This is a genomic window from Luteolibacter arcticus, from assembly GCF_025950235.1.
GTDB lineage: Bacteria > Verrucomicrobiota > Verrucomicrobiia > Verrucomicrobiales > Akkermansiaceae > Haloferula > Haloferula arctica.
This window is the reverse complement of sequence record NZ_JAPDDT010000008.1, coordinates 24,711-40,675: the sequence shown is the minus strand read 5'-3', so window position 1 is coordinate 40,675 and position 15,965 is coordinate 24,711. Positions and strand designations below refer to the sequence as shown.

At 63.6% G+C, this 15,965-nt stretch carries 15 protein-coding genes; 7 read left to right on the top strand and 8 right to left on the bottom strand.

What is annotated here, in order from left to right:
* The first annotated feature begins 71 nt into the window (after nt 1-71).
* Nucleotides 72-1,265 carry a L,D-transpeptidase family protein gene (locus OKA05_RS17735; RefSeq protein WP_264488520.1) on the top strand — a complete coding sequence of 398 codons (1,194 nt, stop codon included), beginning with the start codon at nt 72-74 and terminating at the stop codon, nt 1,263-1,265.
* Between the two features lie 32 nt (nt 1,266-1,297).
* On the opposite strand, the gene OKA05_RS17730 is transcribed toward OKA05_RS17735, so the two are convergent.
* Complete coding sequence (locus OKA05_RS17730; protein ID WP_264488519.1) at nt 1,298-4,069, bottom strand: PQQ-dependent sugar dehydrogenase; 2,772 nt, start codon at nt 4,067-4,069, stop codon at nt 1,298-1,300.
* 299 nt (nt 4,070-4,368) lie between these two features.
* On the opposite strand from OKA05_RS17730, the gene OKA05_RS17725 reads away from it, so the two are divergent.
* Nucleotides 4,369-4,815, top strand: coding sequence for a UPF0158 family protein (locus OKA05_RS17725; protein ID WP_264488518.1), 447 nt, complete (start codon nt 4,369-4,371; stop codon nt 4,813-4,815).
* 18 nt (nt 4,816-4,833) lie between these two features.
* Here the strand turns inward: OKA05_RS17725 and OKA05_RS17720 are convergent, their stop codons facing one another.
* Genes OKA05_RS17720 through OKA05_RS17700 form a run of 5 tightly spaced genes read right to left on the bottom strand, consistent with a single transcriptional unit; the run spans nt 4,834 to nt 7,709 of the window.
* Entirely contained in the window at nt 4,834-5,316 is a 483-nt protein-coding gene (locus OKA05_RS17720) for an RrF2 family transcriptional regulator (protein ID WP_264488517.1), read from the bottom strand.
* A 56-nt stretch (nt 5,317-5,372) separates the two neighbouring features.
* Nucleotides 5,373-5,804, bottom strand: a complete 432-nt coding sequence (locus tag OKA05_RS17715) for a VOC family protein (RefSeq protein WP_264488516.1) — start codon at nt 5,802-5,804, stop codon at nt 5,373-5,375.
* A gap of 9 nt (nt 5,805-5,813) precedes the next feature.
* The gene (locus tag OKA05_RS17710; protein ID WP_264488515.1) at nt 5,814-6,215 is read right to left on the bottom strand and encodes a DUF6157 family protein; all 402 of its coding nucleotides are present in this window, start codon (nt 6,213-6,215) and stop codon (nt 5,814-5,816) included.
* Complete coding sequence (locus OKA05_RS17705) at nt 6,212-6,721, bottom strand: tetratricopeptide repeat protein (RefSeq protein ID WP_264488514.1); 510 nt, start codon at nt 6,719-6,721, stop codon at nt 6,212-6,214. The genes OKA05_RS17710 and OKA05_RS17705 overlap by 4 nt, the downstream gene beginning before the upstream one ends.
* Nucleotides 6,722-6,731: 10 nt before the next feature.
* A complete protein-coding gene (locus OKA05_RS17700; RefSeq protein ID WP_264488513.1) occupies nt 6,732-7,709 on the bottom strand; it encodes a YheT family hydrolase in 978 nt (325 codons plus the stop codon).
* A gap of 252 nt (nt 7,710-7,961) precedes the next feature.
* Here OKA05_RS17700 and OKA05_RS17695 point away from each other — a divergent pair, with 252 nt between their 5' ends.
* Nucleotides 7,962-8,372, top strand: coding sequence for an HIT family protein (locus OKA05_RS17695; protein ID WP_264488512.1), 411 nt, complete (start codon nt 7,962-7,964; stop codon nt 8,370-8,372).
* Between the two features lie 2 nt (nt 8,373-8,374).
* Here OKA05_RS17695 and OKA05_RS17690 read toward each other — a convergent pair whose 3' ends face one another.
* Nucleotides 8,375-9,307, bottom strand: coding sequence for a type I phosphomannose isomerase catalytic subunit (locus OKA05_RS17690; RefSeq protein ID WP_264488511.1), 933 nt, complete (start codon nt 9,305-9,307; stop codon nt 8,375-8,377).
* Between the two features lie 193 nt (nt 9,308-9,500).
* Here OKA05_RS17690 and OKA05_RS17685 point away from each other — a divergent pair, with 193 nt between their 5' ends.
* Nucleotides 9,501-11,942 carry a DNA translocase FtsK gene (locus OKA05_RS17685; protein WP_264488510.1) on the top strand — a complete coding sequence of 814 codons (2,442 nt, stop codon included), beginning with the start codon at nt 9,501-9,503 and terminating at the stop codon, nt 11,940-11,942.
* Nucleotides 11,943-11,991: 49 nt separating this feature from the next.
* Here OKA05_RS17685 and OKA05_RS17680 read toward each other — a convergent pair whose 3' ends face one another.
* A complete protein-coding gene (locus OKA05_RS17680) occupies nt 11,992-12,633 on the bottom strand; it encodes a lipoate--protein ligase family protein (protein ID WP_264488509.1) in 642 nt (213 codons plus the stop codon).
* An 88-nt stretch (nt 12,634-12,721) separates the two neighbouring features.
* Here OKA05_RS17680 and OKA05_RS17675 point away from each other — a divergent pair, with 88 nt between their 5' ends.
* The 3 genes from OKA05_RS17675 (at nt 12,722) to OKA05_RS17665 (ending at nt 15,958) form a co-directional block, all read left to right on the top strand.
* Nucleotides 12,722-13,543, top strand: coding sequence for a CbiX/SirB N-terminal domain-containing protein (locus tag OKA05_RS17675; protein ID WP_264488508.1), 822 nt, complete (start codon nt 12,722-12,724; stop codon nt 13,541-13,543).
* A complete protein-coding gene (locus OKA05_RS17670; protein ID WP_264488507.1) occupies nt 13,530-14,183 on the top strand; it encodes a DR2241 family protein in 654 nt (217 codons plus the stop codon). Before OKA05_RS17675 ends, OKA05_RS17670 begins: the two co-directional genes overlap by 14 nt.
* Nucleotides 14,184-14,635: 452 nt before the next feature.
* Nucleotides 14,636-15,958: a hypothetical protein gene (locus tag OKA05_RS17665; protein ID WP_264488506.1), complete on the top strand. Its 1,323-nt coding sequence runs from the start codon at nt 14,636-14,638 to the stop codon at nt 15,956-15,958.
* Nucleotides 15,959-15,965 lie beyond the last annotated feature (7 nt).

Sequence of the window (15,965 nt, the reverse complement as noted above, 5' to 3'; positions counted from 1 at the left end):
CCGGGAAACACCTTCTTGCAATCTGCCGAGCGCTCCGGTCGTTTTGGAGAGATTCTCTACCTAGCTCCGTCGTGTCCTCTGCCTGCCGCCTGCTGCCAATCATCGCCTCCCTCCTGATCTCGGTCGTTCACGGCCTCGCGGAAGAACCTGTCATCCCCGCGGAGGAATCCGCTGCTCCCCCGCAGCCGGTGCCCGCCCATCTGGAACTGGCGAAGAAGCTCTTCGATCCCGGCCTCGCAGACGGCTTCGACTTCCCGGCCGGCGGCCCCGAAGGAAAAGCCCCCTACACCGCCAAGGCCACCCGGCGAAAATACGCCGGCTGGAAGGTCACCGGCAAACCCGGCGAAGCCGACGCCGACACCGGCCAGCCTCACACCGGCGAGGCGTGGAATGGCTCCGGCGGTGGAACCACGGATGCCGGACAGCCCATCTTTGCCATCGCCGCCGGAGTGGTCAGGGAAGTCAAGGAGACCCCCCGCGGCCCGGCGGTCACCATCGAACACCGCTTTGTGGAAAACGGCGCACTGCGCACCGTCTGGTCCACCTCGGCGGGATTGGCCGACGTCACCCTGAAAGCAGGCGATCCGGTGAAGCGCCGTCAGCCGTTAGGCACCATCGCCAATCGCGGTGCCGGCACCACGACGCAGTTGTATCTGGAGATCCGCACCCAATGGCCACCACCAGCGGAAGCCGGCCCCGCAGCCGGATGTGAGCCACCCTCCGCATTCATCCGCGCGCACCGCACCCTCACCGTCCCCGCCAAGGAAAAGAGCCTCATCATCGCCTCCAAGAAAGACTACCGCCTGCTTTACTGCCGTGACGGGAAAGTCGTGGAAGACCTGCCCATCGCGCTGAGCCAGAAACCGCTCGGACCAAAAACCGAAGACGGCGACAACCGTACGCCGGAAGGCGAATACCGCATCATTCAAAAAGCGGTGGGGCCATTCGATGGGGAGTGGGGAAAATTCCTCGGCTCGCGGTGGATGCGGATCAACTACCCCAACGCCCACGATGCCCGCACCGCGCTGGATGCCGGCCGCATCAACAAAGGAAAGTGTGAGGCCATCCTCGCCGCGAACGCCGCAGGAAAAATGCCGCTGGCGAATTCGGAACTCGGCGGCGGCGTCGGGATTCACGGCTGGGTGAGCGACTGGCCGGACGGACCGCAGAACCTGACCTGGGGTTGCCTCAGCCTGCGCGAAGCGGATCTGAAAAAGCTCTACTCCCTCGTCGCGAAGGGCACGGTGGTGATCATTTCTCCCTGAGTCCTGCCTCCCGCCAACATCGCGAGCCAGAATCAACGCTCCCGGAGCCTGATTCGAAAGAACTCACCCCCACCGCTCATCGGCCCCGTGAAGGCGGCAGGGCCACCAGGATGCGCGAGCCCGTGATTGCCGGGGACATCCCACAGCGACCAATCCAGCAAGTTCGTGGATCGCTCGACCTGGACGGAGCGGTTCGCCGGAATCACCGCGTCAAGCAGCACCGCCCCCTCGGACAGCGACAGGACCGGAACCAGAAAACTGCCGGGATCCAGCGCTTGCGACCCGGCAAGGAACTCCGCGTGATTCAACTGCCCGTCATCGTCCGCATCGGCTCCGGGCTCACCTTCCGGAGAGGTGGCGGAACCGAAGACCTCCAAGCGCCACTCGGCATACGACTTGCGATCCGGCAGCGACAGGTTGATCCACTCGGTCATCAACTCAATGTTGACCGCATCCGGCTCCGAGGTGGCCAAGGGCGGCATCCGACTGAAGCCGCCCGTTCCCGCCATCCGCCGCAGGACAAGCGAGTGCGCCGGATCGCCGGGAAGCACCAGCTTGTAGGGAGCCTGCGCGGACGTCGCCTCGCCACGGATGAGCCCGGTCTGATCAAGGATCGGCCCATGTCGCCCATCCCAAGCAGTGGGAGCCGTGCCCGCTGCCCCGGCGTGGCAATACCCGCAATTCACCGCCAGGTAGGAGCGAACCCTCGCTTCGATCGGGTGCTCCTCCTCTTCCGGCCGCAGATGTCTCGGCAAGACATTCGGCGAGTCCGGTGAGTTCGTGAGATAGCCTTGGCTCTCCAGGAAATCGAGCTGGTTGCCGGTGAACCCCTCGATCGTGCCCTCCAAGTTAAGCTGCAGCGTATTGAACGAAAGCGCGTATCCGGCCTCCGGTGTATGGCAGATATTGCACTGGGCGCGGCTCGGGATGTTCCAGGTCTGCGAATACGGCGCGCCATCCTTGATGACCTCCACGGCGAAGGTCTCGCCTCCATCTGCCGCGAGGGTGGCCTGGGTTCCGGCAGCATTCCACCGGTAGCTGACGCCGTAGATCCCCTCCGGGTTTTTCACCAGCACGCGGGTCTCGATCCGCTTCTTCGGCGACTCCGGATTGCCCCGCTCCGTCTCCAAGTCGAAGTGCTTCACCCAGATCTGCCCGGCCGGAAAAGTCCATGCATCCTCGCGTGACCACGTCATGCGGCTCGTCCCGTCGGGAATGGAGAACCATCGGCGCTTCACCGCATGATCGCTCCAGAATGACAGATTGACGGAATAGGGCACCACCGCAGGGGCCGGGGTGAGCGTGGCCAGATCGGTGAACAGGCCGGTCGCACCGAGAGTGTTAGGAAACGCGGACCCCGGGGTGGCGGTCACGAGCCGCCTGATCCGGGTGCCGCTGTAGTCGGTGAGCAAGACGTCGCCATTCGATGGGTCGGTGCCGAAGGTGACCACTTGCCCGAGCCCCGCGATCCGTTGGACCGCAGGCACTCCACCCGGCCGAGTGAGAGCCCAGATGTTCCCCGAGATGAAGTCGCCGAAAACGTAGGAACCCGTCAGGCTCGCAAAACGACTGCCGCGGTAAATCACCCCGCCGATGAAACACCGGGCCCGGTAGTTGGGGTCGCCATCAATATTGTGATCGAGCTGATAGAAAGGATCGAGCGAAGTGAATCCCGGAGGCGCGGTTTTCGGCCCCGGAAACGTGCCTTCGCGGTAGGGCCACCCGAAGTTCCCGCCACGCTTAATGATATTCAGTTCCTCGGCGGCATGGGGTGCAGCCGGCCAAGCCATGCTCTGCCCGACATCCCCGAGCATGATCTCCCCGTTGCTCTGATCGATGTGGAAACGCCACGGACTCCGCAAGCCGATCGCCCAAAATTCCGATCTAACATAGGGAAGGCTTTCCGGGGCAATCGCGGCCCCATTCAATGTGCCGTCCCAAGTCCCCTCCTCACTGCTCGGCACGTAAGGATTGTCGATCGGGATACTGTAGCGAGCCTTGAAGACCCCCGACCCTGTCGGCGACTCGTCCCGCGGAATGCCATCCACCGCGCTGAAGCCCTCGACCGAAGCCGCGGGATTCGTATGCGCGTTCGGCTCCAGGTTTCCGGTTTTCTTATCGACGTCGATCCGCAGCATCGCGCCGAAGAAATTCATGTCGATCCGCTGTGAGTTGTTGAAGTGATCGCTCGGGTTATCCTCGTCACCCACCGACAGGTAAAGGTATCCATCCGGCCCGAAATGCACGTCGCCGCCATTGTGGTTGGGGCCGCGGTCCCTTTGCTCCAGCAGGATCAACTCCGAACCCGGATCTACCAGCGGAGCCGCCTGCTCCCGCTCCCCGGGTGGCACGGTGAACCGCGACAGGCGTTGATACCAGACCCCGGGATCGCTGGCCTTCGCCGCCGAGTAGAAGACAAAGAGATACCCATTGGCGGCATAGTCCGGGTGGAAGGCAAATCCCAACAGGCCACATTCCAGGTTCGGCCCGAGGTCCCATGACTCGGCCGGAGTGCGCGCCGGCGTGGTGATGGCCGCCGCCAGATCGATCGCCACCGAAGCCGTCGGAGCGGCGGCCGTAACATCGGGGATCACCTTGATCTTGCCACCGATCTCACCGACGAAGAGCCGTTTCTCATCCCCGGGCGGACTGGCGAAAACGAGGGCCCGGTTAAAGGTCACACCGGGAAACGCATCGACCACCTGCACCGTCGTGGGCGGCGGAGTCGCCGGCACATTCAGAAGCCCATTGGCCGTGCGCGCGATGAGTGGCTCGAAGGCAAGGCAAGCCAGACACCATGCCATCAAATGTCGGTTGAACGGAAACAGCATCATGGCAACGAAGCGAAGGCTAACAAGACGCGGATGATCACCTCGCGGGCCAGCCCTTCTTGAGCCGTGAACTCTCCCGCTTGTCTGGCGTCATGGTTGGGCATCCCCAGCTAACAGCGCAAGTTAGGAACGGTGAAACCTTCGTGCGAGTTATGTTCCCCGTCTGGTCGCTCCTCGGGGGACAGCCCTTCACGGAGCCGTTGGCGGCTCAACCCGCGAATGCCAAAGCTGGAGACTTTTCATCGGGCCAGGTCCGGTTAAAAATCCCCCGCATGGATCCGATCCCAGTTCACCTCGAAGAACTAGGCAATGCCCTCTACGATGGCGGCGGAATTGCCGAGCACCGTTGGTATTTGGACCTGCGGAATGGCGAACTCATTCCCGTTTCCGAATACGCCGACCTCCCGGAGGAATATGAAGATATCGGGGAACAGCCGGAAGTCTTCCTCTACATCGAGCCACGTTCGTCACGCGAAGGCTTTCAGGTCATGGAAGACTATGTGGACACCCTGCCCGAGGGCGAGGCCCGCCGCGCTCTTGCCCGGGCGCTGCGGCTGCCCAAGCCCTTCCGCTCGTTCAAGGACACCCTGTTCGATTTCCCCGAGCAACGCGAGGCGTGGTTTGCCTTTCAAAACCAGCACCAGCGCGAGGCGGCGATCCAATTCCTCGAAGCGAACAAGGTGCCATGGGTGGAAGCGACGTGGCCAAAGGAACCATGATCTTCCCGCCAGGAAGAACTACGGCTTTTCCGCCGGCTTCCCGTGCCCCACGAATGACCCGAAATTCGCCTTCTTGAGGTGGCTCGCCGCCGACTCGCTCATGTCGGCCAGCAGGTGATGCAGCGGACAAGGAGCGCCGGTCCCACACCAGCCGGGACCGAAGGGACAGGCGCTGGGATCGCGGTGGCCCTCGAAGAGATCCACCACGTCAAACAACGTGATCTTCGACGGATGCCGCGCCAACCGGTAGCCCCCGCCAGGACCACGCGTGCCGTGGACGAGACCGGCTTGCGAAAGCACCGTCAGCACCTTCGCCACCAGCGGCTGCGACAGGTTCCGCGATTCGGCGATCTGCTGCGAACTGAGCTGGACGCCCTCGCCATGGCATTCCGCCAGCGCGCTCATCGCCGCCACGCCGCAGCCACTCATTTTCCCATAGCCAAGCATCGTGATCTCGTCCCGACCATGCATGGCCGCAAAGCTGCGGCCGGTCGATCCCATTCCATAATAAAGAGATTTTATTCCTTTATTAGACCCGGCACACCGCTATTTGAGCGTCAGCCCTGCTTGAAAAGCAGCGCGCCGTCTTCGGTGAAGTCGAACATTGGCCCCCAGACGACTTCCCAGTGATAGCCATCCGGATCGGCGAAGTAGCCGCTGAAGCCGCCCCAGAACGTGTCCTGTGGCTCCTTCACGACGACCGCCCCGGCGGCCCGCGCCCGTTCGATCACGGTGACGACTTCATCCCGGGTCTTCACGTTGTGCGCGAAGGTCACGCCACTGAAGCCGCCGCGGCTCTTCGGCACTGACGGCGAAATGTCCTCGGCCAGGTGCGCCAGTGGAAAGAGCGAGATCCAACAGCCGGGCAGCGGAAAAAAGCAGACGTCCTCGTGATCACGGTTCGGCGGCGTATCGAAAACCTGTAAGTAAAATCCCGCGGACGTTTCGAGATCGTCGACGCCAAGGGTGACAACGGTGAGGCGATTCATGGGCTCAGTTCAGGCGCGCTTGCTACGCATCGCTGAAACCTGATCGAGCTTCGGATCGGCGGCGAGCTTTTCGTAGGATGCCGAGCCTGCGGCGTGGACCGCGATCTTGCCCTCGCCATCGAAGTGAAAGCCCCAGCCGTATCGCTTCGCCAGCGGTGAGCAGCGCAGGCAGGGCAGTGGCTTGGAGCAGATCCGCACGACGATCTGGTTGCGGCTTTCCCCGGTCGGAGGCTCGCGGAGCAGCTCGCTCTCGACCACCAGCGACTGGTGCGTGAAGTGATGCGGTGCCGCCCTCAGCAATTCGAGCTGGATGAGATGCACCGGCTTCTTTCCCCCACGGCGCGGTGGCTCGACGCCCGCACTTCCCGGGCAGTCGGCGGCGATGCGGACAAACGTGTCGCGAAAGCTCATGACGAAGTCGTGCGGCTGCGGTGGTCGGCTTGCAGTTCGAGCAACCACGGACGGATTTCCTCAAGATCGGGATCGCCGATACCCATGGCGAGCATCGGGTCGGGGTCGGTGACTGCGGCGCGGCGGAAATAGTCGCGCGCCTGATCGGGCCGGCCCTGCACGCAAGCATAGCATGCGAGGTTGTAGAGGATCCCCCCGTTCGCCGGATGGCGGGTCAGGGCGGCGAGCAAAACCATCTCCGCTTCCTCGATCGAGCGCGCGCGCCGCTGGGCATAGGCGGCCTGGATCCACCAGCCGGGATCGGACGGCTCGTGCTCCGTCATCGGCAGGCAGATCGCCGCGGCGGCGGACCAATCCTTCAACCGGAACAGGACATCGACCCGCAAGTGCAGCGCGGCCGAATGGGCGACCTTCAATTCATCCAGCTCCGCCAGGGCATCCTCAGGCAGGCCGAGCTCCAGAAAGCCCATGGCGCGGCGGCAAACGGCATCAACGTCGTCGGTCACGGCGGTAGTTTCACTGGTCCGGTGGATTTGGCAAAGCCTCGCCTGCGAGAAACTCCGCCGCACGGGTTTCGGCCCAGCTCTCCCGGCCGCCATTCGAAAAACCGCAGTGCCCGCCATCATCCGGCACCTCGAGATGGAATTGCCGGCTCGCCTCCGCCTCCTCCCGCGGAAAACAGCCGGGACCGAGGAAGGGATCGTTCGCCGCATTCACCAGCAAGGCAGGAATGGAGATGCGTTTGAGGAAAGGCTTCGAACTACTACGATCCCAGTAATCAGCCGCATCCTTGAAGCCGTGGAGCGGCGCGGTGAAGCGATCGTCAAAGCCCCGGAAATCGCGGATCCTCCAGGCACCGCGAAGGTCGATCTCGTCGGGGAACCGCGGCTGCTTCTCCGCGAGCTTCTTCCTCAGCGAAACCAGGAAGCGCCGCATGTAGAAGTAGCGGTTGATTGGCAAGGACAGCCGGGCCGACGAACACGCAAGATCGCACGGCACCGAGAAGGCGACCGCTCGATGCAACCGGGGCAAGGGCTCGCGCTCGCCGAGATACTTGAGCGTCATATTCCCTCCAAGACTGAAGCCCACCAGATCGACCTGCGCCGCCGGATGCACCGCGAGCGCATGACGCACGACGTGATCGAGATCATCCGAGGCACCGCTGTGATAGAACTTCAGCAGCCGGTTCGACTCTCCACCGCAGCCGCGATAGTTCCACGCCAGCACGTCCCAACCGCGGCGCTGCAAGGCCCCGGCCATCCCTTGGATGTAGGTGGCATTTGAGTCCGCCTCCAGCCCGTGGGATAGAATCACCAGCCGGTCACTCCCGCTCGTCGCCCAATCGAGATCCAAGAAGTCGCCATCGGAAAGCTCGATCCGTTCCCGCCGCGTGGTCACCCGCGGCACGCGCCGGATCAAGGCGGGCACGATCGTCTGCAAATGCCCGCCACGGAGCCAAGCCGGAGCGCGATAGCTGGACGAAACGACGGGCACGCCGCGGGTCTAATGAAGCACGCGAACCCGCGCCATGAAAATGGCCCCGCCCTTCCCGAAAGCCCATTCCCGGGAGCGCCGGTCTTCAGACCGGCCGAATGGTCCCCGATGCCGTTTCTCCCCAAAGCTCTCGCGACAACTCCTCCCCTCCTCCTCTGCCAGAGCTGCGGAAGGCAGGACATACACCACAAATTCCGCATTCCTCACCCACCCGCACTTGCGGCCCACCACCGAACCAAGCTTCGCTCCCCCATGTCCTTCACCCTCCACCCTCGCCTTGCCGCCGGCACCTTCGAGCTCGGCGAACTCCTCGGCTGCCGCGTGCTCCTGAAGAACAACGCGATCTTCCCATGGCTCATCATCGTCCCGGAAGTTGAAGAAGGCATCGAGGATCTCCACCAACTTGACCCCAACACCTACGGCGACGTCGCCATCGCCATCCGCCTCGTGTCGCAGTTCGTGGCTGAGCACTTCCACCCGGAAAAGCTCAACGTCGCCTGCATCGGCAATCAGGTGCGGCAGATGCATATCCACATCGTCGGCCGCTCGACCGGAGACCCCGCCTGGCCGGGCGTCGTCTGGAGCTTCGAGGGGAAGAAGGAATACCGGCCATCCGAAATCGAGAGCATCCGCACCGCCTGGGAGATGTACGTCGACCGCTGATCTCAGCTCGGCAGCGTCGTCCGCAACAACACCGCCTCCGTCTCCGCCACGATCTCCCCCCTGCCCTGCGGCAGCAGGAAGAAGTCGCCCTTCGAAAATCGGCTGGCGCCACAGGTCACCTCTCCCTCCGCGACCGAGAAGATCGAAAACCGCCCGGCATCCCGGTTGCCCGCGCTTTCACCCGCTCCCAGCACCAGCTTCTCCACCCGGAAGTAATCGCACTCGGCGATGACGGTTCCATCCGGCTCATCCATCCCCGGCTCGAAGTCCTCGAAGTCGATGCTCGCCAGCGACTCCGCCACGTGGAGTTGCCGCGGTTTGCTATCGAGGCCGAGGCGGTTCCAGTCGAACACCCGATAGGTCGTGTCGCTGTTCTGCTGGATCTCGTGGATCAGGAAACCCGCGCCGATCGCGTGGAGCCGCCCGGAGGGGATGAAGATCGACTCCCCTGCCTTCGCCTCGATCGCATGGACGCATTCGGCCACCGTCCCGTCCTCGATCGCCTGCTCGAAGGCCCCGCGGGTCGCCCCATTTTTCAGGCCCACATAGAGCTTCGCCCCCGCATCCGCCCCGGCGATGTACCACATCTCGGTCTTTGGCTCGCCTCCCAGCTCCGCGGCCAGATGAGCCGGCGGGTGGACTTGGATCGAGAGATCGTCCCGGGCATCGAGCACCTTGATCAGCAGCGGGAAGCGGTCGCTGTCCGGCAACCCCCCGCCAAAGACCTCGTCGCGGTGCCCCGTCCACAGCTCGTGCAGGGATTTCCCGGCGTAGGGGCCGCCGCGCACCACCGATTGCTCCTTATCCCGGTCCACGATTTCCCACGACTCGCCGTAGGGCGCATCGTCCGGCAGGATCCGGCCATACTGCGTCTCCAGTTCGCGTCCTCCCCAGACGCGCTGCATGTAAAGGGGCTCGAAAACGATCGGTTCCACGCCCCGGACCATGCCGCGGAAGCTCGAAAGCGAAAGTCCCGGGTGTGCAATACTTGGCAACCAGACTGAAAACTAAGGATTTCCAGACTTTCCAGACCACGAAATCAATCTTGCCCCCCCGTCCCTTGCGGGGGATGCTCGCGCGGGGAGAAATCTGGAAATGGCAAAGAGTGACAACCGCAAACGGGGCGAAGTGCCCGAAGCCCCCCGATGGTCGAATGAGGTCATCGGGATCATCTTGATTTGCGCCGGGTTGCTCGCCTTCCTGTCGGTGATCTCGTACACGCCCAAGGACTTGCCGAAATGGGGCATCCTCGAGGCCTTCGCCCAGGATCGCGGTCCGGGCGAGCCGCGGCACAATTTCATCGGCATCATCGGCGCCCTGCTCGGCTTCGCGCAGGTCTCGCTGTTCGGCTCGGCCGGCTACATCGTCCCCGTCGCCCTGATCTGGTTCGGCGTGGCAAAGCTGGTTTTCGACGCCCGGCTGTGGCCGCGGACGATGATTGGCTTCGCGGTGCTCACCCTCAGCGGCGCGGCCTTCATGCACGCGCTGAAAGGCAATTCCGAGGATTTCACCGGCCCCGGTGGCGTCACCGGCTACCTGCTCGGCGAGTTCGTCTTCCTGCGGCTCATCGGCAAGGTCGGCTCGCTGATTCTGCTCGGCGGAACCTACCTCGTCGCGCTGATCCTGCTCACCGGCCAGAAGCCCGTCGGCTTCATCAAGGGCTGCTCGCGCATGGTCGGGGATCTCGTCGCCCGCTTCCGCGAACGCCGCGAACAGGCCGGCTTCGAAGCCAGCAAGGAGGAACTCCGCTCCGTCGAGCGCGATCGCGAACGCGAGCGCCGCCGCAAGGAGCGCGAAGCCGCGAAGGCCAATACTCCGGCTGCCTCACTCGAACCCGAGCCCGAGCCGAATCCCCAGCAAGAGCTTCCGCTCCGCGAAACGCCCGCGCCACAGATCATTGATGCCTCCCAGCGTCGCCTCGCCTCATCGAAGCCCGGCGACAAACCCTTCGACCACAAGGCCTCCGGTCACCTCTCCCTCTCCACCGCCGGCTTCGAAGACTACGACCGGCCCGGCTTCGACCTGCTCGATCCCCTTCCGGAAGAAGAAGCGCCCGAGGCAAACCGCGACGAACTGCTGGCGACCCAGCGCACGATCGTGGACACGCTGCGGGCGTTCGGCATCGAGGTCACGCCCGGCGACATCACTCGCGGGCCCACCATCACCCGCTACGAAATCTACCCGTCCACCGGCCTGCGCGTTTCCCGCATCTCGCAGCTCGAGGCCGACCTCGCCCGCGCCACCCGCGCCGAGCGCATCAACATCCTTGCCCCGATTCCCGGCAAGGACACCGTCGGCATCGAGCTCGCCAATTCGCAGAAGGTTTCCGTCCCCTTGCGCGAACTCCTGGAAGATCCGGAATTCAGCTCGGCGAAGAAGAAGATCCCGCTCGCCCTCGGCAAGGACGTCTATGGCAAGACGGTCATCGGCGACCTCGCCGCGATGCCCCACCTGCTGGTCGCCGGTGCCACCGGCTCTGGCAAGTCAGTCTGCATCAACTCGATCATCGCCTCGATGCTTTTCAAGTTCGGCCCCCATGAGCTGCGCTTCATCATGGTGGACCCGAAGGTCGTCGAGATGCAGATGTACAACAAGCTGCCGCACCTCGTCGTCCCCGTCGTCACCGATCCGAAGAAAGTCGTCGCCGCCCTCAAGTGGGTCGTAAATGAAATGGAGAAGCGCTACCGAGTCTTCGCGAAGACCGGCGTGCGGAACTTCGATTCCTTCAACAGCCGCGTCCGCCCCGAGAAGACCGAAACCCCGGCCGAGGAAGTCGCGGAAGAGACCCCGCCATGGAACGCCGACGAGGAAGTGGACATGGAATCCATCGAGTCCATCGCCTCGGCCCTCGAATCCGGCGAGCTCGGTCCCGAAGCGGACGAAGACGAACTCCCCATCGAGGAGGACAAGGTTCCCGACCGCTACCCCTACATCGTCGTGCTCATCGACGAGTTGGCCGACCTCATGCAGACCGCGCCGGCCGATGTCGAAATGTGCATCGCCCGCATCGCACAGAAGGCCCGCGCCGCCGGCATCCACCTCATCATTGCGACACAGACCCCGCGCGCCGATGTCGTCACCGGCATCATCAAGGCGAACATCCCCTGCCGCATCGCCTTCCAGGTTTCCTCCCAGCTCGACTCCCGCGTCATCCTCGACACCAAGGGCGCCGACAAGCTCGTCGGCAAGGGCGACATGCTCTACCTCCCCCCCGGCTCCGCGAAGCTCGAGCGCTCCCAAGGCGCCTTCGTCTCCGACGAGGAAGTCGAGCGTCTCGTCAATCACTGCGCCGCCCAAGCCGAGCCGAACTTCGAAGTCGATATCCAGCGCTCCATCGACAGCGGTGGCGACGATGGCGACGACGAAGACGACATTTCCCCGGCCGATGAAGAACTCATCATGAAGTGCATCGACGTCGCACGTCAGGAGCAGAAGTGCAGCACCTCGCTCCTCCAGCGCCGCCTGCGCCTTGGCTACACCCGCGCCGCCCGCATGGTGGACATCCTCGAAGCCCGCGGCGTCGTCGGTCCCGGCGATGGAGCGAAGCCACGCGAGGTGTATCTCAAGTAAGGGGTGTCGACATTCTGTCGACACGGCACGGACGGAACCTCCGCCCTCCTTAACACCGCTCGTGCCATGCGGCACTGGCATAGCGACTGGCTGCCGTTTCAGCGATCCACTCAGCATCTGGAGAAAACTCGCGCTCGATCACCTGCTCCGCCAGCGACTCAGCCAACGCCTCAGGACAAGCCTTCGCCATCACCGACCCTTGGTGCAGCAAGCCGCGTGTAGTTCGTCGCTGGCCAGCGCCGGCAATCTTCCGTCCGGTCACATCCATCACATCGTGCTCCACCGGCTGGAGAAAGCACTCCCCGCCGATGGCCAGGGGCATTTCTCCGAAAAGGTGGGCCTCCGTGCCAGTGGCTTGTAGCGCCGAAACCAATGCCGCATGGATGACCCGGTAGCTCTCCCCACCCCTCGCCTCCGCGAGACCGAAGCCGCTCGGGATGAACAATGTATAGGTCCAGTCCGCTCGATGATCGACGATCCCGCCGCCGGTCCAGCGTCGGACCCAGCTGACGCCGCTCGCGGGGACATCGGCGGTTTTCACGAAATAGCCGAAACTCCCCCAACCCTGCGTCCACCGGTAGCTCCGGAGCACCGGCACGTCACAGGTCTCGGCCAGCCACTGGTCCACGGCCATGTTTTCCGGACCGTTGCGCGGGACGGGATCGAGCCAAAGCTGGAGCTGCGGAAACACGCGGCGACCGTGAAGGCGGGAAAGCAAACTTCCAAGTGCCAAGCAAAGAGAGGCTTGCGTGGGAGCCTCTCCCGCGCACCCTTGGCCCATGCCCTTCACGCCCAAGCCGCACGCCGCCCTGCTCATCGTCGGCCACGGCTCGACCGAGAATCCGGACTCCTCCACCCCCTACTTCGAACACGCCGAGGAAATCCGCCGGCAGGGTGTCTTCGGCGAGGTCCACTGCTGCTTTTGGAAGGAAGAGCCCTCGATGCGCGAGGCGGAATACCTCATCGATGCCGAGGAGGTCTACGTGGTGCCGGACTTCATCAGCGAGGGCTACTTCACCCAGGATGTCATCCCCCGTGAACTCCACCTCGAAGGACCGACCACGACGCGGGCCGGGAAAACCTGGCACTACACGCTGCCAGTGGGCGTGCACCCCTCCATGACCGGCCTGCTGCTGCGCCGCGCCAAGGAAGTCGCACCCGACGCCGACCCGGCGCAGACCACGCTCTTCATCGTGGGCCACGGCACCGGGCTGAACCAGAATTCGACCAAGGCGATCAAGGATCAGGCAGCCCTTATCAAGGCTTCCGGTGCCGGCTACGCCGAGGTCCTCGATGCCTACATGGAAGAGCAGCCTTTCATCGCGGAGTGGGCCACGCTCGCCACCACGCCGAATGTCGTCGTCGTGCCGTTCTTCATCGCGGATGGCCTTCACAGCTACCAGGACATCCCGGTGCTGTTAGGAATCGAGGCCGAGCCTGGTGAAGCGGCCAGCCAACGCGAGGTCTTCCGCCACAATCCCCACCACGTGCGTGGCAAGACACTCTACTACTCGTCCGCCATCGGGACCGAACGGCATCTGGCCGACGTGATCCTCGACCAGGTCGCCGACTTCGACGCGAAATACCATGAAGCTCGCTGAACGCCTCTCCGCCTCTATCGCCGGCGGCATCCGCCACATCGGCCAGGTTTCCATCCGTCCGCAGGATGGCGGCTATCTGCTGTGCCACATCGATGACGAAGGGAACAACCTCGCTCTGTTAGAAGAGTTCAGCGGCCCGGCCGCCGCACGCGATGTCTCGACGTGGGCAGAAGACGGCCACTATCGTTTCACCAAGGGTGAGCTATCGCTCAAGCGCGGCTGGCTGCTGCGCCTATCCTCGGCGGAAGAATTGCTGCAAGCACTCGACCTCTTCTATCCCGCCGCCGCCGGCCTGTGGTTTGCCCAACAGGACGGCCGATTGGAAATCGAACACCTCCGCGACAAGCTCAACCGCCAGACCGGCATGTATCGCTTCGCGCGAAACCTCAGCGATGCCGGTGCCCAGCATCTCGTTCGCGACGTGTGCGGCCCGGGCAACTGCTGCGTGAAAAAGATCCTCTGGCAGCTCGACGCGGACACACCGCTCGAAGATAGCGAGGCCAGCCGCTTCGATGGCGTGGTCGGTGAAATCGATCGCTCCCGGGCGATCCCGCTGCTGTGCCGAGAAGCGTGCAATCACTTCGTCGCCGAAGCGCGCAAGGCATCCAAAGCCGAGCATGATGCCAAGGCGGCCGGCTGATCCCCTGCGGTAAATTCTCCGTCAACTGCCGGGGCTTGATTGACTCGCCGAATGGCATCGGGGCAGACATGACCATGACGTCTCGGCTTCCCCCTCGGATGCGCTTGGTCCTCGCGGCATGGCTTGCCATCCCGGCGCTGGGCACCGGCCAGGTCGAGTCTCCACTGGATAGAATCAAACGCGCCGCCGCGGTGAGCCGCGAACTGGCGGAGTTGGCGCCAACGCTCCCGTTAGGCGAAAATCCGACACTAGCCACTAGGGGATCGGGACTCAATTTCCCCCACGAAATCGACGAAGCATCTTCGGTGAAGGTGCCATTCGAAAGCCAAGTGCGACGTTACGCCGAAGCGCGCCCCTGGACCTCGGCATACGTCGAAAGACCCTGGCGAAAATGGCTTGGAGAAAAACCTCCGCAGGCGCCCGCTCCCGGCGACGCTCCCGCCCTGCGGGCCATGCTGAAAGACGAGAGTCCGGACCTAAAGGGCGTGGCAGCGGAGGCTTTGGCGACACTTGATCAGCCCGAGGATGCCCCGCGCTTGGCAGATCTGCTGGACGATTCCACCGAGTCCACACCGATCTTGGCCCGCGACCAGACGGGATTCGCGTCCTTCACCATAAGCGATCTCCGCGGCGACGGCACCGAGGCCCCGAAGGATTCCCTCGATTGGTCGCGACGTTGGCAGCAGCGGACGGTCGCGCTCTATGCGCAAGACGGACTGAAGCTGCTCACGGGCCGCGAATTCCCTGACAAGGCGGCGTTCGATCAATGGTGGAAGCGCAATGCGGAAGCACGCCACTGCCTATGGTATTGGCAACTGCGGCTACAGCGCAGCATGGACGAAGTCGACTACCGACCTGACCTCGGCTCCGATCCCACCGAGCAGATGAAACAGGTGGCCGCTGCTAGGATCCCCGTCGCACGCCAGATCCTGGGCGAGCTGAAGCAGCTCCCTCCGGAGGTTGAAGCGAAAGTCCGGTTACTCGCTGCCAGCAATCGTGCCGGCGGAGCGCCCATCACGGGATCCGAGGACACCTTCTGGCCAGAACCACCCGAGCTGCGCCTGAAGGCCGACCGACTGCTCGATTTGTTGGAGCGCAAGAACCTGTGGGACGATGTCGATTGGAACGCGGAGCATTACAACCTGCTCGCAGAGCGCTTGGGTCTGTGGGCCCACGTGCTGTTCAAGCCCCAACACGTCAACCGGCTGCGTGCAGCATTGAAGCGCGAGAGAAACGAACTCTGGTGGTCGGGACAGGCCGCACTGATCATCGGAATCTCCCGCCTCCACCCCGCCGCCAAGGAAGGAAGTCCGGACGAAGCGGACACACGGGACGGGATTCTTCGTGATGCGGCACAGCACGAAACGGATCTCTTCGTCCGCAGCTATTGCGCGATGGAATTGGTTCGCGTGGGCCTCCCGGGAAATGCCGGATTTCTCCGCGAGCTCTCATTCAAACCCAACAAGGATTCCGGTTCGCCAGACGTGATGAAGGGCATCCTCCAGGAACTGGCCCGCCCTCCGCTGAGCGTAGAGAAGCGCCACCTCCTGGCCGACATCGTCCTCGATGATCGTTTCAAGGACAGCTTAACGCGATTCAACAAGAACATGGGCGACGACATGAATCGCAACTACGCGATCTGGGCCATCAACGTGCAGGCCGGACGAACCGTGATCACCGCGGAGCAGACCTCCGCCCTGGTTGATCCCGCGACTTCCGCCGCTGCATTGGAAAAGGTCAAAGCCGATATCAAGCTCCTCCTTGAGAAGCCATGACCGGCTC